Here is a 19804-nt window from a genome sequence, read left to right on the forward strand (position 1 = left end):
GGGCCTGGCAACTATCGTCCCGCTTCCACGCGATTCGCCAGCGACTGCTGCGCGTTCCCGGCGGCGCGGCGGTACGACTGAAACTGCGCGAGCGTTTCCGGCATCGGCGCGAGCAGCGATTCGGCATGCGCCTTGACGCCGTCGTTGCGCATCAGGCGTTCGACGAACAGCTACTGGGCCTCGATGCGTTGCTTTGCGGCCGCGATGTGCTGGTCGGCCCGCGTCAGAAGATCCGGGTCGATCGAAGAAGGGATGCGGCTCACGTTTCGACTGACGTGCGAAGCCGTTCCCCGCGACGTTGCATACGAATCTTCGCGCACGGGTTCGATTTATGCTGGTTCATACCGAGGAGGGTCTATGAATCGGCGAGATATTGTAGTCATTGGCGGATCGCGTGGCGCGTTTGCGGTGCTCAGGACGCTGGTTTCAAGATTACCCAGGGATTTGCGGGCCGCAGTGTGCATCGTCTTGCATATCGGCCGGCACGAAAGCGTGTTGCCCGAGTTGCTGTCGAAGTGGGGGCCGTTGCCTGCTCGCCATCCCGTCGAGGGCGAGCCGATCGCCAACGGCACGGTCTATGTCGCGCCGCCCGGCCGGCACATGGTGCTGTCGAACGGTTGTCTGGGGCTCAACGAGGGCGCGGCTGAAAACTTCGCGCGGCCGGCCGCCGATCCGCTGTTCCGCTCGGCTGCCGTGCACTATGGCCGACGCGTGGTCGGCGTCGTGCTCAGCGGCGACCTGGACGACGGCGCGGCGGGGCTCGCGACCGTCCGCGCGCACGGTGGCTTTTGCATCGTTCAGGACCCGGCCGATTGCGAAGCGCCGTCGATGCCGCGCGCGGCGATGGAATCGGCGGGTGCGGACAGCGTCACGACAGTCGACGATCTCGCGCGCAACATCATGGCCGCGATCGAGGGCGCGGCGCTCCGTCAGCAGGAGGAACCAGCGATGAGCAGCGAGCAGCAGCTTGATCTCGAGGCCCGCCTGGCGCAACTGGGCATCGTTACGCCAGAGGAACTCGATCGCATCGGGGTGCGTTCGTCGTTGACGTGCCCGGACTGCGGCGGTGCGTTATGGCGGGTCGGCGACGACCGGCCTCTGCGCTACCGCTGCCATACGGGGCACGCATTCAACGCACTGTCGCTCGCCGAGGGGTACTCGAAGGAATCGGAGAACGCGATACGGGCCGCGATACGCGCGGTGCACGAGCGCGTAATCTTTGCAAGAGAACGGCAAATGTCGGCCGAGCGCACGGGCGACGCCGCGCAGATCGGCATCGAGCAGGCGCGGATTGAAGAGGGCGAAAGGCTCATCCGCATGCTGCGCAATGCCGTGAGCGAGGAGTTGTCGCACGATCTGTAGGTTGCCGCGTGCCTCGAGGTCCGCGCGCGCATTGCCCGATACCCATCGTTGCTTCGCGTGGAATCGCATGCGAAGTGGCCGCGCTTGCATCACCCGCGTCTCACGTAGTGGTCCGACACGATGTTGCGTCGATGAATCCATGCAATCGCGAGTTCCATCGCCTGGTCCCGCGCTTCCTGGGATTCGGCGAAATCACCTTCGACGCCGAGCGTCCGCGTCTCACCCTCGCGGTCCGTGACGATGGCTGCGGCCGTATAGCGGCCGCCTTCCGCGGCCGTTACGATCGGCCGGATCACGCAACCACGGTACTCCGTAACGTCTTCCGTTTGCATGTTGCCTCCCGGTAGCCAAAGAAACGCCGTCATGGCGCACTGCGCGGCTGTCGAATCAGACAGCGCGTATTGTCGGGCGCAAGTCCCGCGCCCGATGGGTAAACCCCGCTCGCAACAACAATCCTTTCCTCGTAACCGTCTTAATCTTAAGCGGCTACATACCTAGACTGTCGTCACTGATTACGAACAGGCCTGTTCGTAAAGTACCAAAGCAAAGTCTGGAGGTAGTAGCCATGAAGTCCCTGATTCAAGCCGTTGTCGTTGCCGCTGCTTTTGCCGCTCCCGTCGCCGTGTTCGCGCAGTCGAACCAGCCGGTCACGCGCGCGCAGGTGCGTGCCGAGTTGATCCAGCTCGAAAAGGCCGGCTACAACCCGTCTCGTGGCGAAGATCCGAATTACCCCGCCGACATCCAGGCTGCCGAAGCCAAAGTGGCTGCGCGGAATGCCGCGACGGCTGTCGGCGGCGTGACGGGCGGCTCGTCGGCTTCGGGCCGCCCGGCTGTATCGCAAGCCGACTGGAACGCGATGTACAACCGTCCGTGAACAAGGGCTTCATGAGCGTTTGACAGGACACTCATCGCATCTTGTTGTCGCTGCATCGTCGCTCCTTTTTGAAAGCGCGGCTCGCCCGCGCGGCATCGTTTGGAAAAGGGCTCGCTATAACGTGACAACACGCGTGACCACACGATAGCGGGCCTGTCATGTGGAATACCTCCGCCGTCGGGCTCCCTCGGTGGCTTCGCACAGACCTTCGTGGTCTGTGCGCTTTTTGAAGCACACGCATAGCGGTTTTGTTCGCCGCGACGTGTAGCGCTCTCATTCGATCGGCCTGCGCATGCACATGCAGCCAGGTGTCATCGAACTGTCCCTCACCCGATCCGTCGAGCACAAGGTCCAACTTCCAGCGCCGACTCACGCGACGTTGCTTTCTATTTGTTGGCCTTCCGTTTGCACCCGAAAGATCCCATTTCGCGAACATGGCAGAACCGCCATTTTCGCGTCATCGGTTTGTTGGGCCTTACGCACTAGCATGAACGCGTAGGTTGCCGCGGACGCGCAGAGAAAAGTGACGCCGCTGCCGGACGTCACCATTGCGCGTTCATAACGGATACCCGGGCCTGTATGTGGATCGTCAATCTCGCATTGAAGCGGCCGTACACGTTCATCGTGATGGCCATCCTGATCGTCCTGGCGACACCCTTCGTGCTGTTCACGACGCCAGTCGACGTGCTGCCCGAAATCAACATCCCCGTCGTCAGCATCATCTGGAACTACACTGGCCTGTCCGCCGAGGACATGGCCAATCGCATCACGTCCGTCAACGAGCGCAGCCTGACGACGACGGTCAACGACATCGAGCACATCGAGTCGCAATCGCTCGCGGGCATTGCGATCATCAAGCTGTTCTTGCAGCCGAACGCGAACATCCAGACGGCGATCGCGCAAACGGTCGCCGTCGAGCAGGCGCAACTGAAGCAGATGCCGCCGGGCGCAACGCCGCCGCTCGTGATCAGCTATTCGGCGTCGAGCATTCCCGTGGTTCAACTGGGCCTGTCGAGCACGCGGCTCTCCGAGCAGGACCTGAACGACACGGCGCTCAACTTCCTGCGTCCGCAGCTCGTCACGATTCCGGGCGCTGCCGTGCCGTATCCGTACGGCGGCAAGACGCGTCTGATCTCCGTCGATCTCGACACGCGCGCGATGCTCGCGAAAGGGCTGACACCCCTCGATGTCGTCAACGCGGTCAACGCGCAAAACCTGATCCTGCCGACGGGTACCGCGAAGATCGGACCGAAGGAATACACGATCAACATGAACGGCTCGCCAACGACGGTCGCGGGCCTGAATGAAATTCCTGTGCGCACGGTGAACGGCGCGACGACTTATCTGCGCGAAGTCGCGCACGTGCGCGACGGCTTTTCTCCGCAGACGAACGTCGTGCGCGAAGACGGCCGGCGCGGCGTGCTGATTTCGATCCTGAAGACGGGCAGCGCATCGACGCTTTCGATCGTCAACGCATTGCATGCGCTTCTGCCGAATACGACGGCGGCGCTGCCGCCCGATCTCAAGGTCACGCCACTGTTTGATCAGTCGGTGTTCGTGAAGGCCGCGATTCGCGGCGTGGTGCGCGAGGCCGTGATCGCCGCCGCGCTGACAGCCGCGATGATTCTGCTTTTTCTCGGCAACTGGCGCAGCACCTGCATCATCGCCATTTCGATTCCGCTCTCGATCCTGACTTCGCTGATCGCGCTGCATGCGCTCGGGCAGACGATCAACATCATGACGCTGGGCGGTCTCGCGCTCGCGGTCGGCATTCTGGTCGACGACGCGACCGTCACGATCGAGAACATCGAGCGCCATCTGCACATGGGCACGAATCTGCACGACGCGATTCTCGATGGCGCGGGCGAGATCGCGATTCCCGCGCTCGTGTCGACGCTGTGCATCTGCATCGTGTTCGTGCCGATGTTCTTCCTGACGGGTGTCGCGCGCTACCTGTTCGTGCCGCTCGCGGAAGCCGTCGTGTTCGCGATGCTCGCATCGTATGTGCTGTCGAGAACGCTGGTGCCGACGCTCGCGATGCTGCTGATGGGCCACGCGCACAAGCGCGACGCGCATGCGAGGCCGAATCTGTTCATGCGCCTGTACCGCCGCTTCGACAGCGGCTTCGAGACGATGCGCGCGGCGTACATCATGGTCCTCAGCAGTCTGCTCGTACGCCGTCGGTTATTCGGCTCGATGTTTCTTGCGTTTTGCGTGGCGTCGCTGGGCCTCGCGCTTGCGCTTGGCGAGGACTTCTTTCCGCGCGTCGACGCGGGCGAGATACGTCTGCACATGCGCGCGCCGACGGGCACGCGGATCGAAGAAACGGCGCGGCTCGCCGACGAAGTCGAAAAGGTGGTGCGAGAAGTGATACCCGCGAAGGAACTGGGCACCGTGCTCGACAATCTGGGTCTGCCGTATAGCGGCATCAATCTTTCGTACAGCAACGCGGGCACCATCGGCACGCTCGACGGCGAAATCCTGCTCGCGCTGAACGGGGACCACAAGCCGAGCCTCGGCTACATCGACCGTTTGCGTGCGTTGTTGCCGCAACGTTTTCCCGGCACCGAGTTCTTCTTTCAACCCGCCGACATCGTCACGCAGATTCTCAACTTCGGTTTGCCCGCCGCGATCGACGTGCAGATCGTCGGCTCGAATCAGGAAGGCAATCTCGAGACGGCGAGAAAGCTATTGAAGCAGATCCGCTTGATTCCGGGCGCCGTCGATGCGCACATCCAGCAAAAGCTCGACGAGCCCGTCATCAGCCTTCAGATGGACCGCACGCGCATGCAGCAACTCAATCTCAATGCGAACAACGTCGCGCAGAACGTGCTGGTTTCGCTGTCGGGCAGCACGCAGACGTCGCCGGGATTCTGGTTCAATCCGCGCAATGGCGTCGAGTACAACGTTGCCGTGCAGACGCCGCAATATCAGATCTCGTCCGTCGATCAACTGCTGCGCACGCCCGTATCCGCGACCTCGACGGCGCCGACGCAACTGCTCGGCAATCTCGTGCAGGTCTCGCCGCAAACGCAGTTCGCGATGGTCACGCATTACAACATCCGTCCCGTGATCGACGTGTATGTGAGCGTCGAAGGGCGCGATCTCGGCGGCGTCGACGCGCAGGTTCAGAAGCTCGTCGATCGGACACGCGCAACGCTTCCGCGCGGCAGCGGCATCACGATACGCGGCCAGGTCCAGACCATGCGCACGTCGTATTTCGGGCTCGGTATCGGCGTCGCGACCGCGATCGTGCTCGTCTATCTGCTGATCGTCGTGAACTTTCAGTCGTGGATCGACCCGCTCATCATCGTCAGCGCATTGCCGGCGGCGCTGGCGGGCATCGTGTGGATGCTGTTCCTCACGGGCACGCATCTGAGCGTGCCCGCGCTGACGGGCGCGATCATGACGATGGGGGTCGCGACGGCGAACAGCATTCTGATGGTCGCGTTCGCGCGCCAGCGTCTGACGGCGGGTACGCCGCCGTTGACGGCCGCGCTCGAAGCGGGCGCGAGCCGGATCAGGCCCGTGCTGATGACGGCATTCGCGATGATCATCGGCATGATCCCGATGGCGCTCGGACTCGGCGAAGGCGCGGAACAGAACGCGCCGCTCGGTCGCGCGGTGATCGGCGGGCTGCTGTTCGCAACGGTTTCGACGCTTTTCTTCGTGCCGCTGCTGTTCGCGGGCATTCACAGCCGGCTCGCGCATCGCAAGGCAGGGCGCGAGCAGCACAATCAATCGGAGGACCGCGACGCTCATGAACGAGATCAGCGACACGACCGAAACGGAAACGGACACAGCTCGACGACGGACGGCCGAGATGACTGAGAAGACGCATTCTTCGCTAGCGATTCCGGCCCGGGAAACGGAAGACGGCCACGCACTGCCGCCGCGCCATCTCGAATGGCGGCGCGCGAAAATCGCCGTCCTGGTCGTGCTGATGCTGCTCGCCATCGGCGCGCTGCGCACAGTGGTGGCGAACATCATGCAAAACCACTCGGTCGCGCAGATGACGCAGCAAAATGCGAAGCAGTATGTCGAGGTCGTCACGCCGAAGGACAACGACGGCAGCAACATGACGGTGTTGCCGGGCACGCTGCGCGGCTATGTCGAGTCGCCGATCTATGCGCGGGCAACCGGCTATCTGCTGCACTGGTACGCCGACATCGGCGCGCGCGTGAAGGAAGGGCAACTGCTCGCCGAACTCGATACGCCGGAGATCGATCAGGAACTCGCGCAGGCCGTCGCGCAGCGCGATCAGATCCAGTCGAGCCTCGGACTCGCGAAGAGTTCTTTTGAGCGCTGGCAGCAATTGCGTCAGCGCGACGCGGTATCGCAACAGGAACTCGACGAGCGGCAAAGCACGTATCTGCAGGACGTCGCCAATCTCGCCGCCGCCGAGGCCAACGTGAAGCGCTTGCGCCAGCTCGAAGGCTTCAAGCGGATCGTCGCGCCGTTCGCGGGCGTGGTCACGCAGCGCAACGTCGATGTCGGCGATCTGATCGATGCGGGCAGCGGCACGAGCCGTGCGCTCTTCGCGCTCGCGCAGTCCGATCCGTTGCGCGTGTATGTGCAGTTGCCGCAGGCCTACGCGCAGAACATCAAGGTCGGCGAGGATGTCGTCGTGACGCAGGCCGAGCTTCGGGGGCAGCAGTTCGACGGCCGTATCAAGAACATCTCCGGCGCGATCGACGTGCCCACGCGTTCGCTGCAAATCGAAGTGACGTTGCGCAACCCGGACGGCGAGCTGCGGCCGGGCGCCTATGTGCAGGTTGCGTTGCCATCGGATGCGCGCGCGCAGCTGACGGTGCCGGGCAATGCGCTGCTGTTTCGCGCGGAAGGTCCGCGGCTCGCGGTCGTCGACAGCAACGGCGTCGTGCATCTGCGCAAGGTCGTGATCGCGCAGGACCTTGGGCAAACGCTCGAAATCGAAAGCGGCATCGAGCCGACCGACCGCGTAATCATCAACCCGAGCGATTCGATCAACGACGGCGATCATGTCGAGGTGATGCACCCGCAGACGACATCGCAGTCGAAGGGCAAGGCGGCGTCGTGAACGCGCTCGTACACGCTGCGCGGATCGGCAAGATGGGCACGATCACACTCGCGCTCGCGCTGTGCGCGTGCACGGTCGGCCCCGACTACAAGACGCCGCTCACGGACGCACCGCCCACGTGGCATACGGATTCGTACTGGCGTCTTGCGCAGCCCTCGCATGCTCCTCTCGCGCCGGACTGGTGGAAGTCGTTCGGCGACGCGACGCTCGACGGTCTCGAGACGCAGGCGCTCGCGCAGAATCAGACGCTCGCCGCGGCCAGCGCGCATTACGCGCAGTCCCGCGCGACGCTCGCCAACACGCGCGCGCAACAGATTCCCGAAGTCGATCTGTCGGCATCGGCGGCGCGCGAGCGGACATCGAAGAACCGGCCTCTGACGAATTACGCGGCGCCGAAACAGTCGACAGTGCAGAACAATCTGCAACTCGGCGCGACGATCAACTACGACGTCGACCTGTTCGGCCGCATACGTCGCGAAGTGGAAGGCGCGCAGGCATCGGCGGAACAGTCGCGCGACGATCTCGCGAACGCGCGTCTCGTGCTCTCCACCGATCTCGCCACCGACTATTTTTCGCTGCGCGAACTCGACTCGGAAATCGACGTGCTGAACCGCTCGGTGCAACTGCAACAGAAGGCGCTCGACTATGTGAAGACGGAGCACGATCTCGGTTCCGTTTCCGGACTCGATGTGTTACAGCAGAAGTCGCTGCTCGATCAGACACGCGTGCAGGCGCAACTGCTCGTCACGCAGCGCGATCAGTTCGAGCATGCGATCGCGGCGCTCGTCGCGGTGCCTGCGCCGCAGTTTTCGATCGAGCCCAAGGTGCTCGACTATCACGTGCCGGCGATTCCGCTCGGGCTGCCGAGCGATGTGCTTCAGCGGCGTCCCGATATCGCATCGGCGGAACGCGCGATGGCCGCTGCCAACGCGCAGATCGGCGTCGCGAAAGCGGCGTTCTTTCCGAGCCTGACGCTGACGCCCGGCATCGGCTGGCAGAGCACGGAGTTCGCGAATCTGATCAGTGCGCCGAGCCTGATGTGGGCGCTCGGCGCTGCGCTCAGCCAGGTCGTGTTCGACGGCGGCCGGCGCGCGGCCAACGTGGACTTTGCGAGCGCCGGCTATCAGGCCGCGCAGGCGAATTACCGGCAGTCCGTGCTCACCGCGTTCCAGCAGGTGCAGGACGGCATCACGGGACTGTCCGTGCTCGACAGCGCCGCCGCGCAGTCGCGCGATGCCGTCGCCGATGCGCAGCGCCTGCTCTCGCTCGCCAACGATCGCTATTCGGGCGGCCTCGTCGCCTATCTCGACGTGATCACCGCGCAGCAGTCGCTGCTGACGAGCCAGCGCCAGGACGTGCAGATTCACGGACAGCAGATGACGACGTCCGTCGCGCTCGTGAAGGCGCTGGGCGGCGGATGGGACGTGCAGGAAACGGGTGCGCAGTCCGCGCCCGCCGATGCCGCGAACGATCTCGCGCGATCCGGCACGCATGCGCCGAACTGACACGAAGAAATGCGCATCGGCAGAGCCCACGCTGCATGGTGGAGGGCGGCGTAGACCGGGCTGAACACGTTCGGAAAGCCTACTTATAATGATCGAGAGAAGAGAGGGGAGCGCCCATGAAGCTGCTCATCGTGGAGGATGAATTCAAGGTCGTCGATTATCTGCGTCGCGGCCTGACGGAACAGGGCTGGGTGGTCGACGTCGCGCTCGACGGCGAAGAGGGCCTGCATCTCGCATCTGAGTTCGACTACGACATCATCGTGCTCGACGTGATGCTGCCGAAGCGCGACGGCATCAGCGTGCTGAAGGCGCTGCGCATGCGCAAGTCCACGCCCGTCATCATGCTGACCGCGCGCGATCACGTGAACGATCGCGTGCGCGGCCTGCGCGAAGGCGCCGACGACTATCTGACGAAGCCCTTTTCGTTTCTCGAACTGGTCGAGCGTCTGCATGCGCTTGCGCGGCGCACGCGCGTGCAGGAATCGACGCTGGTCTGCGTCGGCGATCTATATGTCGATCTGATCGGACGGCGCGCGACGCGCGGCGGCGTGCGGCTCGACCTGACCGCGAAGGAGTTCCAGTTGCTTAGCGTGCTCGCGCGGCGGCAAGGCGATATCCTGTCGAAAGCGATGATCACCGAACTGGTCTGGGACGTGAATTTCGACAGCCACACGAACGTCGTCGAGACGGCCATCAAGCGGCTGCGCGCGAAACTCGACGGCCCGTTTCCCACCAAGCTGCTGCACACGATGCGCGGCATGGGCTATGTGCTCGAAGTACGCGAGGAAGCAGAGACATCATGATTCGCTCGAACCGTTCGATTGGGCGGCGTCTTGCGTTGCTGTTCGCACTCGTCGCTCTGACCGTTTTCACGCTGGTCGACACGGGGCTCTTTCTCGTGCTCCGCTCGCAACTGGAGCAGCGGCTGCGCGAGTCGCTCGATAGCCGCACCGAGGTCGCGCGGATCATCGTGCATCACGCGATCAATCGCGACAAGTGGCGCTTCGCGCAAGAAAAGCTCACTGACATGACGCCGCGCGACGGCACGAGCGTCTATTCGATTTCGAGCGCCGCGCCGCTCTTCAACTACGGACATCCCGTGACGGGCCGGGTCGTCGCGCAATGGCCGGGCGGCTATGCGCGCATCGCCGACAACGGCACGGGCCACGACCTGCTGACCCGCACGCTGACGCTCGTGCCGAACGGCGAGCGTCCGCAGGTGCAGTTGCAGGTGGCGACCAGCTATGCGCCGGCCGAGCGGGCGTTGCGCGAGTTCAGTCTGGCGCTCGCGGCGTTGTCCGCGTTGGGCGCGATCGGCGCTTCGTTGTTGAGCTACTGGGTCACGCGGATCGGCCTCGCGCCGTTGCGCCGGCTGACCGTCGATGCGTCGGAAGTGAGCGCCGATAATCGCTCGCAACGTCTGCGCACGGCCGAGTTGCCGTACGAGCTGAACGATCTCGCGCATTCGTTCAATGGCGCGCTCGAACGGCTCGATGAGGCGTACGTGCGCCTCGAATCGTTCAACGCGGACGTCGCGCACGAACTGCGCACGCCCGTGACGATCCTGATCGGACAGACGCAGGTCGCGCTGACGCGCAACCGTTCCGTCGACGATCTGCGCCGCACGCTGCAATCGAACCTCGAAGAGTTCGAACGGATGCGCGGCATCATCAACGACATGCTGTTTCTCGCGCGCGCCGATCAGGGCGAGCGGGCTACGGAACTGGTCGAAGTGTCGCTCGCGGCGGAGATCGCGCGCACCGTCGAGTTCCTCGAAATGCCGATGGAGGAGGCGCAGGTGCAGGCCGAACTGCACGGCGACGCCGTGGCGCGCGTGAACCGCTCGCTGTTCGGGCGGGCTTGCGCGAATCTGCTGATCAACGCGATTCATCATTCCACGCCGGGATCGTCGATCTCGGTCACGATTTCGCGCGAAGCGGGCCGCGTGTGGATCGCCGTCGCCAATCCGGGCGAGCCGATTTCGCCCGACGTGCTCGATCACGTGTTCGACCGCTTTTATCGCGCAGAGCTTTCGCGCACGAACAGCCGCGAGAATCACGGGCTGGGCCTTGCGATCGTCAAGGCTGTCGCCGAAATGCATGGCGGGTTCGTGTTCGCGCATTGCCTCGACGGCGTGAACACGTTCGGCTTTTCGATCAGGAGCGTCGACAGGGCGCATTCTCCGAAATCCGAAGTTGTCGAGAAGGAAGCGCCTGTGCCTTCGCGGACCATCGCGTCCGCGCCGCTCAAGTCGCCTTGAGATGTGCGGCGCCGAACAGGTAAATTGATCTCATCATTGGCCTCTGTTCGACCGAATGACGGTCAAATCGACCGGTTACGCTGGATCATCGCGTCCAGTTTGTAATCGGCAAGGGGGCAATGTGGATCTGATCGAAATGGCAAAGAAGTCCGGCATGCAGGTGCTGCTCGACGCGCAGATCGGCAGCCAGTCTTATCACAGCGTGTGCGGGCCGCTTTCCTCCTTGCAGCGATTCGCCGACGAGATCGGCAAGGCGCTCGCCGCCGAAGCGGCCGCGCAGGCGGCGCTGCATTCCGCCGCGGAAGTGTAGGCGCGGGCGCTGTTCTCGCGACGTAGTCACGAGCCTCGCATCCTGGCCCTGCATTCGGGCCCGTTATCTGCTTCACGATCGTCGCTCGGCCCAGGCGAGCACTGCCGCGCGCCGCTTTTCGCGCTTTCTGTCGCGCGCTTTGCACATGACACCCCGATCGTGGAGGATTCTCTTCGTTGACCGTTCGCGACTCCCTCTTTTCCCGCATCGGATGGCGACTGAAAGCGCGCGCCGTGCACCACGCGTTCGCTGCCGGCGCCGCACTCTGTACCGTTTCGGTGACAGTGTTCGCCGCGCCACGCACAGCCGCCTTGCTCGACTGCGCGGTGATCGACGACAACGCGCAGTACAGCGAGCCGGCCGCCGCGCAAGCCGAACAGGCGCGCGCCGCGATGATCAGCGAACGGCTGCGCTCGCAGGTGGACCAGCGCGGGCTCTATCAGGTCGCCGACAATCGGCCTGCCGCATCGCTGATCGACGGATTCAAGGCGGCGCAGGGCCTTAACGCGTGCAACGGCTGCGAACTGGAGATCGGCCGGCGGCTGGGCGTTCAGCGCGTCGGCGTGTGCTGGGTGCAGAAAGTCAGCAATCTGATTCTCAACATCAACTTGCGCATCGAGGATACCGCGAGCGGACAGGTCGTGTTTCAACGCTCGGTCGACATGCGCGGCAATTCCGATCAGTCCTGGCGGCGCGGCGCGGATGCCCTCGTCGGCCTGCTTGCCGCCGATCCGGACGCGGCGCATTGAACATCGCAAGCACATCGATTTCGGGAAAAACTCCCGGGCGCCCGCGCTGTCATCCAGACGCGCGATGCGCTAACTTGAGCGTGGGTGAATTCGCCCTTGCGGCAAAACGCAGATGGCCTGGATGATCTGACCGGGCCAGTCGAACAACCAACCGCAGGAGACATCGATGCATTGCACAAGACGTACACGCGTGGCGGCATCCGTCGCGCTCGCCGTATTGCTCGGCGTGAGTGCCCGTCATGCGTTCGCGGCAACCGCGTATGTAACGAGCGAGACGAACGGCGTCGGCGTGATCGACCTCGACCAGATGACGCTGACCAAAACGATCGGCCTGGGCAGCGATGGTCCGCGCGGGCTGAGCCTCACGGCGGATGGCCGCCGGCTGCTGGTCGCCAACAAGTCGGGCGACCTGTCGGCGATCGACACGTCGACGGACAAGATCGTCGCGCGAGTGAAGATCGGGAAGAACCCTGAGTTTGTGCGCGTGCATCGCGGATACGCCTATGTAACGTACGAGCCCGGAGACAGTGGGACGCCCTCGCAGGCGAAGGGCGCAGGCAAGCCCGAAGGTAAGCCGGAAGGCAAACCCGAAGGTAATCCCGAGGGCAAACCCGAAGGCCAGGCGGGCAAAGGCCACGATGACGATGACGACGCGAACAGCCCGCCCGCCGAAGTCGCCATCGTCGATCTGAAGACGATGAAGGTGGTCCACTCGGTGAAGAGCGGGCACGAAACGGAAGGCGTCGAGTTCTCGCCGGACGGGCGCGAGTTGCTCGTCACCAATGAGGGCGACGATACGGTGTCGGTGTATCGGACGGGCAGCGGCGCGCCCGTGCGCACCGTGAAGCTGGACAAGGGCTCGCGGCCGCGCGGCATCAAGTCGACGCCGGATGGCAAGCACTACGTCGTCACGCTGGAGAACACCAGCAAGTTCGTCGTGCTCGATGCCGCGACGCTGAAGACCGTGAAAACAGTCGATACGAAGCTCGGTCCCTACGGTGTTGCATTCGATCCTTCCGGCAAGCATCTGCTGATCGCCGCCGCGCGCGACAAGACCTTGCAGGTGTTCGATGCAAAGACCTACGAGCACGTGACGGATGCGCCCGTCGGTCAACGCTGCTGGCACTTCACGTTCACGCCGGATGGCTCCAAGGTGCTGATGGCGTGCGGGCGCTCGAATGCCGTTTATGTGCTCGATGCGAAGAACAATTATCAGACGCTCAGCCAGATCGGCGATGTGCCGCTGGCGTGGGGTATCGTGACGTCGCCGCCGAGTCAGGGGTCGATTGAGTCGCGGTGACGGGTGGTTCGATTGGTGGATTGAGCACCGCTGTTTTATATAGCCCGCCCCTCAGGCGGGCTTTTTGTTTTTCCGGTAGACAGATTTTTAGCAAGCTGCAATCAAAGAAGGTCGCATTGGTGATGGATAACCCGACGCTGCCTGATCCGCGCGAGTGTATGGATCGCAAGGTGATGGGCTACAAATTTGTGCAGACCCTTCTGAGCGTGGATCGGGCAGGTTCGTTCGCGCGTAAATGCGCGATCACGTATGGCGAACATCTGGCTGCGACTGCGGAGTATCGGGCGATCATCGCGAAGCTCCACGCGATGCATCCAGACATGTTGATCTACGATCCTGCGCCCGCGCTGTGCGACATGCGGAAAGGCGTTTGTCCCGTCACGCGCAACGGAAAATTTCTCTACAGCTACGGCGATCATATTTCCGACTCGGCCAACACGCTGGTCGCCGATCAACTCTTGCACCAACTTGAAGGAAGCACTAGGAAGTGAAACGCAGTATCAGAAGAAAGACCGTGAATGTTCCGGCAGCAAACAATGATGCAGCCGTCTACGGGCGCGTGTTCGGACCTAACACAGCAATACTGGCAGGCACGCAACTCGCCTGCGCAGGTCATCGGCATTCGCGCCAGCATGCCAGCAAAGTACGCTGGGCTCCCCTATGACCTGTTCGCGGGCACGTCCATCTACAAACCCGCTGCCTTCCCCACCGCGCGCGTTACGATCGGCGCTCAGGCCACGATGCAGTTCTGATCCACCGTCGAACGTCATCCACGGGGCAATCCATCGCAGACATCACCGCGGCTGCTAAAGTCCTGCGCAACGCAGCCGTTAACGCAGTCACGCATTCCCAGCACCTGCGACTCCACCCATGCCTCGCCCCGAAGATCAGCCGGCTCGCCAGGCCGCTCACATCGACCCACGGACCATCGCCGCCATCGTGATCGGCAACGGCTTCGTCGCCTACGACTTCACGGTCTACAGCTTTTCGGCCGCGTTGATCGGCAGTCTGTTCTTTCCATCGGCGAACCCCGCGTCATCGTTTTTACTGTCGCTTGCGACGTTCGGCGCGGGCTTCGTCATGCGTCCGCTCGGCGCGTTGATGATCGGCCATATCGCCGATCATCGCGGCCGCCGCGCCGGCATGATCGTGTCGCTGACGTTGATGACAGTCGGCACGTGGATGATCGCCTGTCTGCCGACGTACGCGACGATCGGGCCCGTATCGACCGTGCTGATCGTCGTCGCGCGGCTGATGCAGGGGCTCGCCGCAGGCGGCGAAATCGGACCGGCATCGGCGTCGCTGATGGAGTCGGTGGCTCATCGGCATCGCTGCTTCATGGTGAGCTGGCGCGGCGCGAGCCAGGGCGCGGCGGCATTCGCGGCGGCGCTGATCGGCGCGAGCACCACGGCGTTGCTGTCGCACGAGGCGATGCTCGCGTGGGGATGGCGCATCCCGTTCGTGCTGGGCGGCTTCATCGGGCCCGTCGGCTGGTACGTGCGCCGCCGGATGGCAGCCGTCGAAACGCCGGCCGCGCGCGAGCGACTGTCGGCGCGCCTCTTCACCGAGCACGCGCGGCCGCTCTTCTGGGGCGTCCTGATGATGGCCGCGCCCACCGTCAGCATCTACGTGACGGTGTTCTACATGCCGTCGTATCTCGTGCGCACGCTGCACCGGCCCGCCGCGATCAGTCTGCTGACGGGCTGCATCTCCGGACTCGTGATACTCGTCGTCACGCCGCTCGTCGCGCGCATGGCCGACCGGCTCACGAGCCGCAAGACGCTCCAATACGTGACGCTCGCGGTGTCGATCGCGGCGGCATGGCCCGTGTTTCGGGCGCTCCTCGACGGTGCGAGCGATATCGCCGCGTTGCTCATCATCACGGCCTTCGTCGCGTTCGCGCTGAACAACGCGGGCGCTGGCTCCGTCCTGATGATGGAGGCGTTTCCGCGCCATCGCCGCGCAGCAGGACTGGCTGTGATCTACAGCCTCGGTGTGGTGGTGTTCGGCGGCTTCTCGCCGTTGATCGTCGCGTGGCTCATCGACGCGACAGGCAATCCGATGGTGCCCGCGTGGTATCTGATCGCGGCGATGACGCTCTCGCTAGCCGGGCTGACGCGCTTTCCCGAGCACGCGCAAGCTGCTCCGATACGGCGATGACGGCTGCCCCGCCACGCGCGGCGCTTACGCGCGCGCGCGTTGCAGCGAGCGCGCGCGGGCGCGCAAGTCCTGCGGGCTCATGTCGAATGCGCGGCGAAACGCGCGCGTGAAGTCCGACGCGCTGTTGAATCCGAGCCCATACGCGATGTCCATCACCTGAAGCTGCGGGAAGCGCACGAGCTCGTCGGCGGCCTCGCGCAGCCTTTGGTTGCGTATGTACGCGCCCAGCCCGCCTTCATGCTCGAACCAGCGATAGATCGTCGCGCGCTTGAGTTGCAGCGTCTGCACGACGCTCGCGGGCGACAGGTCGGGGCGGTGAAGATTCGCGTCGACGAAGCGCCGCACCCGCGCGAGCACGGCGGCCTGCAACGCAGCGCGTCCCGCACCCGTCAGCGTCGCCTCCTGGCGGAACGCGGCGATCAGCAACTGGGCGCCCGTTTCGAGCGCGCGCGCCGCTTCTTCGGGCTCCGCGTCGCGAATCGTCGACGCGACGCAGGCGAAATGATCGCGCGCCGCGCGGGCAAGCGGCGCACCGAACGGCAAGGTCCGGCCGTGGATCGACTCGCCGTCCGACAGGCCCGCGTCGATCGCATGCTGCGGCACGAACAGCGTCAGCACGCGGCACGCGGGGCGTTCGACGCGAAACGGCTGATTCAGGTCCATCGCCACGATGCCATGCACCGAATCGGCCTCGCTGCGTTTGCGGTGCATGCCCGAGATGCGGCCCGTCTCGCCTTCCAGGTACAGATGAAACGCGTAATCGCGGCGCGTGTCCGTGGAGACGCGCGCAATCGAGCGTTCGAGCACCATCGCGTCGGTTTGCGAATCGGTGAAGAGGGCGCCGCCGACCCTATAGCGGTCGATGTGCGCGCCGAACCCTTGTATCAGCTGTTGCCGCGAAGGCGGCACGTCGACCACGTGTCCGACCCGCGTGCGCCAGGCCAGCACCTGCTGGTCGGGCGCGAGCGCGCGCGTGCTGAAGCGGTCGATCAGCGGCGAAGCATGCGGTTCGGCCTCGGGTGGCCGGTGCGGATCGGGACGCTGGGTCATGGTTCGGTGCGGCGGGTGCTGGGTTGCAATCCGATGCTGGCAGCGAGCCGCCGGAATTTCGGTGGATGCTGCAGAGAATTGAGACGCATGGTAAAGCCATTCTCAAAAGTCGCGCTATCGTTGAAAGAAAAAAAGGCCGGACGGGTCGTGCGGCGTTGCCTTGTTTTCAAATGAGGCATCGTGGGCGCGGCTGCGCAGCCCCGCTGTCGCCGAGGACAGCCGAGCGCGGCCCGTCTGACGGCATACGGGGTGAAGAGCGGGGGCTCTATGACGATCACGAAAGCGCAAACCGCGACGGATGTCGCGGCACGAAAGTCGGCCAGCCTGGCGGACGCTGAACTGGATCATCTCGAACGGATGGTGCAGTACGTCGTTCGCCGCACGGCAGGAGACGACACGTCCCGGCTCGACTACGAATACTGGGGCAAGCGCCTGCGCGCGCTGGCGCAGACGCACGATCTGGTGGCGACGCAACGGCAGCGGATCATCGGCTTGCTGGATCTGCTGGAGCGCGAAATGCTGTACCGGTCGCGCCAGACGGCCGCCTGAGCGAATCTTCTTCGCCGTGCGCGATCTACCGCGCCACATGAACCGCGCTGGTGCCGCCCAAGCGCGCCGGCACCTTTCAATCTCATCACGCCTCTTTTTGCCGCGTCGTTCGACAGCGGCATGAGCGCGTCATCGCTCGTCACGCGGACGCATCGCATCAGCCGCCCGACGGGCACGCAGAGCCTTTCGCCCGATCTCGTCGCCACGCTCGGGAAAGCGTGCGAGCAACTGTCAAATGATGCGGATTCACATCACAAATCGGCGACTTGAGGCGTTTCGCGTCCACGCTGCACGATGGCGGACGGCGGGTTGTGTTTTAATCACGCCTGCCGCTGCTGCCTTCAACATATCCGATTTTCAGCTTCCATCCGATGTCCGCTGTCGTCAAATCCGAATTGCTCGAAAAATTGTGGGTCCGCATGAGCGAGCGCGGCGATTTCCCGCTGCTGTCGCAGGCGCTGCGCTCGACCATTTCGGCGATGAGCGACGACGACCTCGACTTCACGTCGCTCGTGCAGGTCGTGCTCTCGGACGTCGGTCTCACGCAAAAGGTGCTCCGCCTCGCCAATTCGGCGATGTATGTCGCGTTCGGCGGCAACATCACGACCGTGACCCGCGCGCTGATGGTGCTCGGCATGGATACCGTCGGGCATCTCGTCGTCGGGATGAAGATCGTCGATCACTTTCATCAAAGCGTGCCGCACCGGATCGACGCGAAGCTCGAACTCAACCGCGCGCTGCTGTGCGGAACGGTCGCGCGGTGCATCACGGAGGGCGTCGATCTGCGCATCGCCGAAGAGGCCGTCGTCTGCACGCTGATGCGACAGATCGGCAGGCTGCTGGTCGCGTTCTATCTGGAGGGCAAGTGGGAGCAACTGCGCCGCACGGCCGAGAGCGAACAGATCGACGACGGCGAAGCGTGCGTGCGCCAACTGGGCGTGAGCTTCGAGGACATCGGCGCCGAGGCCGCGCGCCGCTGGCGGCTGCCGGAGACGATTTTCGCCGGCATGCAGCCGCTCGGCGCGCCCACCGACGAGCCTGCGTCCGACCATGTGCGATGGCTGCGGGCCGTCAACAGCTATTCGACGGAAGCGGCCAATGCACTTGCGGCCCACGAAGCGGGCGACGGCCTGGAAGCCTTGCTCACCGAGCTTGCCGCCCGCTATAGCGACGAGCTGAAGGTCGACGCGCCGAGGCTCGAAGCGCTGAGCGCCGCGTTGATCGACGAAGAGAGCAGCGAAGGCCTGATGCAGGAAATCGCCGAGCTGCGCGCGCACGCCGATGCGATCGTGAGCACGGGCAACTCCGCGCATGCGCGCCTGAGCGCGGGTCTCGAAGACCTGCGCGCACTGCCGTCCAGCAAAACGCTCGCGCCCGTGCTGACGCTCGCTTCCGAAGCGGTGCTGGCGGGACTCTCGCTGTCGCGCACGCTCGTGTTCGTGCGTCAGGCCGACGCCCGGTATCACGCGCGCATCGGCTTCGGTCACGACATGGAGCGCATGCTGCCGACGCTGAACTTCGGCGCAGGGTTCCAGCCTGACGTGTTTCATCTCGCGATCGCGAATCCGGTGGGCATCTTCATCGAAAACGCGCGCGAACCGCGGATGGAGGCACGCTTGCCGGACTGGTTCAAGGCGCATCTCGCCGACGCCCGGGCGTTCGTGCTGCTGCCCGTGAAGGCGAAGGACACGACGGTCGCGCTTCTTTACGGCGACTGGACCCAGACGCAGCCCTTGCACAAGATCACGCAACCGGAGATGGCCGTTCTCAACGAGCTGACGCGCGAGTTGAGCCGTTTTTTTTCCGGCGCCAACCTGGAAGCAATCGACATGCTTTGATCGCGCTGGCCGCGAATCCGAAGGCCTCACATCCGTTAGCCGATGCACGCACGTGGCGTGCAATGAACCGCTCGCGCGATCAACCAGCCCAGCCAGCGAGCAGCGCCGGCAGTTGCGCCATGTCTTCGAACACGCCGGCGACACCGGCCGCGCGCAACGCTTCCTTCGAGCTATGGCCTTTCTCGCCCGGGCTGTAGCCGAACACGGTCGCGCCCGCCGCGCGGCCTGCCGTGGCGCCCGTCACGGTGTCTTCGATCACTGCGCAGCGCGACGGATCGACACCCAGACCCGACGCTGCCGCGAGATACACATCCGGGTGCGGCTTGTTGCGCGGCGTTTCGTGGCCGCTGAAGATGCGCCCTTCGAAGTGATCGAGCACGCCGATTTTCGCCAGTTGCAGGCGCACCTTGTGGCGATCCGCGCCCGATGCGACGGCTATGCGTCCGTCGAGCCGCGCGTGCAGCGCGCCGACCGTCGCGGCGATGCCGTCGATCGCCGTGACATCGCGCTCGAGCGCGGCGTTGCGCCGTGCGCGGAACGATTCGATCCAGTCGGCCGTGATCCTGACGCCCGTTTTCGCTTCGATCAGCGGTGCTTCGTCCATGACCGTCTTGCCGATGAAGATCGCCATCGCTTCGTCGAGGCTCAGATGCCAGCCGAGTTCGCCGAGCATCGTTGCGAGCACGGCGGTGGTAATGGTCTCCGAGTCGACGAGCACGCCGTCGCAGTCGAATAGCACGGCATCAAACGGAAAAGCAGACATCGTTGTCCCTTGTGGGTCGATCAAA

The 19804-nt window shown here is 64.3% G+C and carries 18 protein-coding genes and 1 pseudogene; 15 read left to right on the forward strand and 4 right to left on the reverse strand.

What is annotated here, in order from left to right; genetic code table 11:
* Window positions 1–11: 11 nt before the first annotated feature.
* A complete protein-coding gene (locus tag AB4Y32_RS20120) occupies window positions 12–152 on the reverse strand; it encodes a hypothetical protein (protein WP_368723029.1) in 141 nt (46 codons plus the stop codon).
* 205 nt (window positions 153–357) lie between these two features.
* Here AB4Y32_RS20120 and AB4Y32_RS20125 point away from each other — a divergent pair, with 205 nt between their 5' ends.
* Window positions 358–1362 (forward strand): chemotaxis protein CheB, encoded by a 1005-nt coding sequence (locus AB4Y32_RS20125; RefSeq protein WP_368723030.1) that lies wholly within the window; start codon window positions 358–360, stop codon window positions 1360–1362.
* Between the two features lie 89 nt (window positions 1363–1451).
* On the opposite strand, the gene AB4Y32_RS20130 is transcribed toward AB4Y32_RS20125, so the two are convergent.
* Window positions 1452–1694 (reverse strand): hypothetical protein, encoded by a 243-nt coding sequence (locus tag AB4Y32_RS20130; RefSeq protein ID WP_368723031.1) that lies wholly within the window; start codon window positions 1692–1694, stop codon window positions 1452–1454.
* Between the two features lie 233 nt (window positions 1695–1927).
* Here AB4Y32_RS20130 and AB4Y32_RS20135 point away from each other — a divergent pair, with 233 nt between their 5' ends.
* The 12 genes and pseudogenes from AB4Y32_RS20135 to AB4Y32_RS20190 all read left to right on the forward strand — a co-directional run bounded on the left by AB4Y32_RS20135 (window position 1928) and on the right by AB4Y32_RS20190 (window position 15579).
* Window positions 1928–2236, forward strand: coding sequence for a DUF4148 domain-containing protein (locus AB4Y32_RS20135; RefSeq protein WP_368723032.1), 309 nt, complete (start codon window positions 1928–1930; stop codon window positions 2234–2236).
* A 579-nt stretch (window positions 2237–2815) separates the two neighbouring features.
* Window positions 2816–6067, forward strand: coding sequence for an efflux RND transporter permease subunit (locus AB4Y32_RS20140; protein ID WP_368723033.1), 3252 nt, complete (start codon window positions 2816–2818; stop codon window positions 6065–6067).
* Entirely contained in the window at window positions 6060–7295 is a 1236-nt protein-coding gene (locus tag AB4Y32_RS20145; protein ID WP_368723034.1) for an efflux RND transporter periplasmic adaptor subunit, read from the forward strand. Before AB4Y32_RS20140 ends, AB4Y32_RS20145 begins: the two co-directional genes overlap by 8 nt.
* 32 nt (window positions 7296–7327) lie before the next feature.
* Complete coding sequence (locus AB4Y32_RS20150) at window positions 7328–8800, forward strand: efflux transporter outer membrane subunit (RefSeq protein ID WP_368723144.1); 1473 nt, start codon at window positions 7328–7330, stop codon at window positions 8798–8800.
* Between the two features lie 116 nt (window positions 8801–8916).
* Complete coding sequence (locus tag AB4Y32_RS20155) at window positions 8917–9603, forward strand: heavy metal response regulator transcription factor (RefSeq protein ID WP_368723035.1); 687 nt, start codon at window positions 8917–8919, stop codon at window positions 9601–9603.
* Window positions 9600–11060, forward strand: coding sequence for a heavy metal sensor histidine kinase (locus AB4Y32_RS20160; protein WP_368723036.1), 1461 nt, complete (start codon window positions 9600–9602; stop codon window positions 11058–11060). The genes AB4Y32_RS20155 and AB4Y32_RS20160 overlap by 4 nt, the downstream gene beginning before the upstream one ends.
* Window positions 11061–11196: 136 nt before the next feature.
* Window positions 11197–11370 (forward strand): hypothetical protein, encoded by a 174-nt coding sequence (locus tag AB4Y32_RS20165; protein ID WP_368723037.1) that lies wholly within the window; start codon window positions 11197–11199, stop codon window positions 11368–11370.
* Window positions 11371–11546: 176 nt separating this feature from the next.
* Window positions 11547–12119 (forward strand): DUF3280 domain-containing protein, encoded by a 573-nt coding sequence (locus tag AB4Y32_RS20170; protein ID WP_368723038.1) that lies wholly within the window; start codon window positions 11547–11549, stop codon window positions 12117–12119.
* A gap of 166 nt (window positions 12120–12285) precedes the next feature.
* Entirely contained in the window at window positions 12286–13419 is a 1134-nt protein-coding gene (locus tag AB4Y32_RS20175) for a cytochrome D1 domain-containing protein (RefSeq protein WP_368723039.1), read from the forward strand.
* Window positions 13416–13910 carry an SGNH hydrolase domain-containing protein gene (locus AB4Y32_RS20180; RefSeq protein WP_368723040.1) on the forward strand — a complete coding sequence of 165 codons (495 nt, stop codon included), beginning with the start codon at window positions 13416–13418 and terminating at the stop codon, window positions 13908–13910. The genes AB4Y32_RS20175 and AB4Y32_RS20180 overlap by 4 nt, the downstream gene beginning before the upstream one ends.
* Before the next feature lie 59 nt (window positions 13911–13969).
* Window positions 13970–14171: pseudogene (locus AB4Y32_RS20185) on the forward strand (ShlB/FhaC/HecB family hemolysin secretion/activation protein); the annotation flags it as partial.
* A 118-nt stretch (window positions 14172–14289) separates the two neighbouring features.
* A complete protein-coding gene (locus tag AB4Y32_RS20190; RefSeq protein WP_368723041.1) occupies window positions 14290–15579 on the forward strand; it encodes an MFS transporter in 1290 nt (429 codons plus the stop codon).
* Between the two features lie 24 nt (window positions 15580–15603).
* Here the strand turns inward: AB4Y32_RS20190 and AB4Y32_RS20195 are convergent, their stop codons facing one another.
* A complete protein-coding gene (locus AB4Y32_RS20195) occupies window positions 15604–16629 on the reverse strand; it encodes a helix-turn-helix transcriptional regulator (RefSeq protein ID WP_368723042.1) in 1026 nt (341 codons plus the stop codon).
* Between the two features lie 267 nt (window positions 16630–16896).
* Between AB4Y32_RS20195 and AB4Y32_RS20200 the strand changes: the two genes are divergently transcribed.
* Together AB4Y32_RS20200 and AB4Y32_RS20205 are read left to right on the forward strand one after the other, a co-directional pair.
* A complete protein-coding gene (locus AB4Y32_RS20200) occupies window positions 16897–17178 on the forward strand; it encodes an HWE histidine kinase domain-containing protein (protein WP_368723043.1) in 282 nt (93 codons plus the stop codon).
* A gap of 371 nt (window positions 17179–17549) precedes the next feature.
* On the forward strand, window positions 17550–19016 hold the full coding sequence (locus tag AB4Y32_RS20205; RefSeq protein WP_368723044.1) for an HDOD domain-containing protein: 1467 nt from the start codon (window positions 17550–17552) through the stop codon (window positions 19014–19016).
* Between the two features lie 79 nt (window positions 19017–19095).
* On the opposite strand, the gene AB4Y32_RS20210 is transcribed toward AB4Y32_RS20205, so the two are convergent.
* Complete coding sequence (locus tag AB4Y32_RS20210) at window positions 19096–19779, reverse strand: HAD family hydrolase (RefSeq protein WP_368723045.1); 684 nt, start codon at window positions 19777–19779, stop codon at window positions 19096–19098.
* Window positions 19780–19804: the final 25 nt, after the last annotated feature.

Origin of the sequence: Paraburkholderia phymatum (genome assembly GCF_040965635.1) — a bacterium.
Classification (GTDB): Bacteria; Pseudomonadota; Gammaproteobacteria; order Burkholderiales; family Burkholderiaceae; genus Paraburkholderia; species Paraburkholderia phymatum_B.

Bases quoted from the DNA above. Each gene is read 5' to 3' on its own strand.
- AB4Y32_RS20120 (WP_368723029.1), bottom strand. From the start codon at position 152: ATGCGCAACGACGGCGTCAAGGCGCATGCCGAATCGCTGCTCGCGCCG.
- AB4Y32_RS20125 (WP_368723030.1), top strand. From the start codon at position 358: ATGAATCGGCGAGATATTGTAGTCATTGGCGGATCGCGTGGCGCGTTT.
- AB4Y32_RS20130 (WP_368723031.1), bottom strand. From the start codon at position 1,694: ATGCAAACGGAAGACGTTACGGAGTACCGTGGTTGCGTGATCCGGCCG.
- AB4Y32_RS20135 (WP_368723032.1), top strand. From the start codon at position 1,928: ATGAAGTCCCTGATTCAAGCCGTTGTCGTTGCCGCTGCTTTTGCCGCT.
- AB4Y32_RS20140 (WP_368723033.1), top strand. From the start codon at position 2,816: ATGTGGATCGTCAATCTCGCATTGAAGCGGCCGTACACGTTCATCGTG.
- AB4Y32_RS20145 (WP_368723034.1), top strand. From the start codon at position 6,060: ATGACTGAGAAGACGCATTCTTCGCTAGCGATTCCGGCCCGGGAAACG.
- AB4Y32_RS20150 (WP_368723144.1), top strand. From the start codon at position 7,328: ATGGGCACGATCACACTCGCGCTCGCGCTGTGCGCGTGCACGGTCGGC.
- AB4Y32_RS20155 (WP_368723035.1), top strand. From the start codon at position 8,917: ATGAAGCTGCTCATCGTGGAGGATGAATTCAAGGTCGTCGATTATCTG.
- AB4Y32_RS20160 (WP_368723036.1), top strand. From the start codon at position 9,600: ATGATTCGCTCGAACCGTTCGATTGGGCGGCGTCTTGCGTTGCTGTTC.
- AB4Y32_RS20165 (WP_368723037.1), top strand. From the start codon at position 11,197: ATGGCAAAGAAGTCCGGCATGCAGGTGCTGCTCGACGCGCAGATCGGC.
- AB4Y32_RS20175 (WP_368723039.1), top strand. From the start codon at position 12,286: ATGCATTGCACAAGACGTACACGCGTGGCGGCATCCGTCGCGCTCGCC.
- AB4Y32_RS20190 (WP_368723041.1), top strand. From the start codon at position 14,290: ATGCCTCGCCCCGAAGATCAGCCGGCTCGCCAGGCCGCTCACATCGAC.
- AB4Y32_RS20195 (WP_368723042.1), bottom strand. From the start codon at position 16,629: ATGACCCAGCGTCCCGATCCGCACCGGCCACCCGAGGCCGAACCGCAT.
- AB4Y32_RS20200 (WP_368723043.1), top strand. From the start codon at position 16,897: ATGACGATCACGAAAGCGCAAACCGCGACGGATGTCGCGGCACGAAAG.
- AB4Y32_RS20205 (WP_368723044.1), top strand. From the start codon at position 17,550: ATGTCCGCTGTCGTCAAATCCGAATTGCTCGAAAAATTGTGGGTCCGC.
- AB4Y32_RS20210 (WP_368723045.1), bottom strand. From the start codon at position 19,779: ATGTCTGCTTTTCCGTTTGATGCCGTGCTATTCGACTGCGACGGCGTG.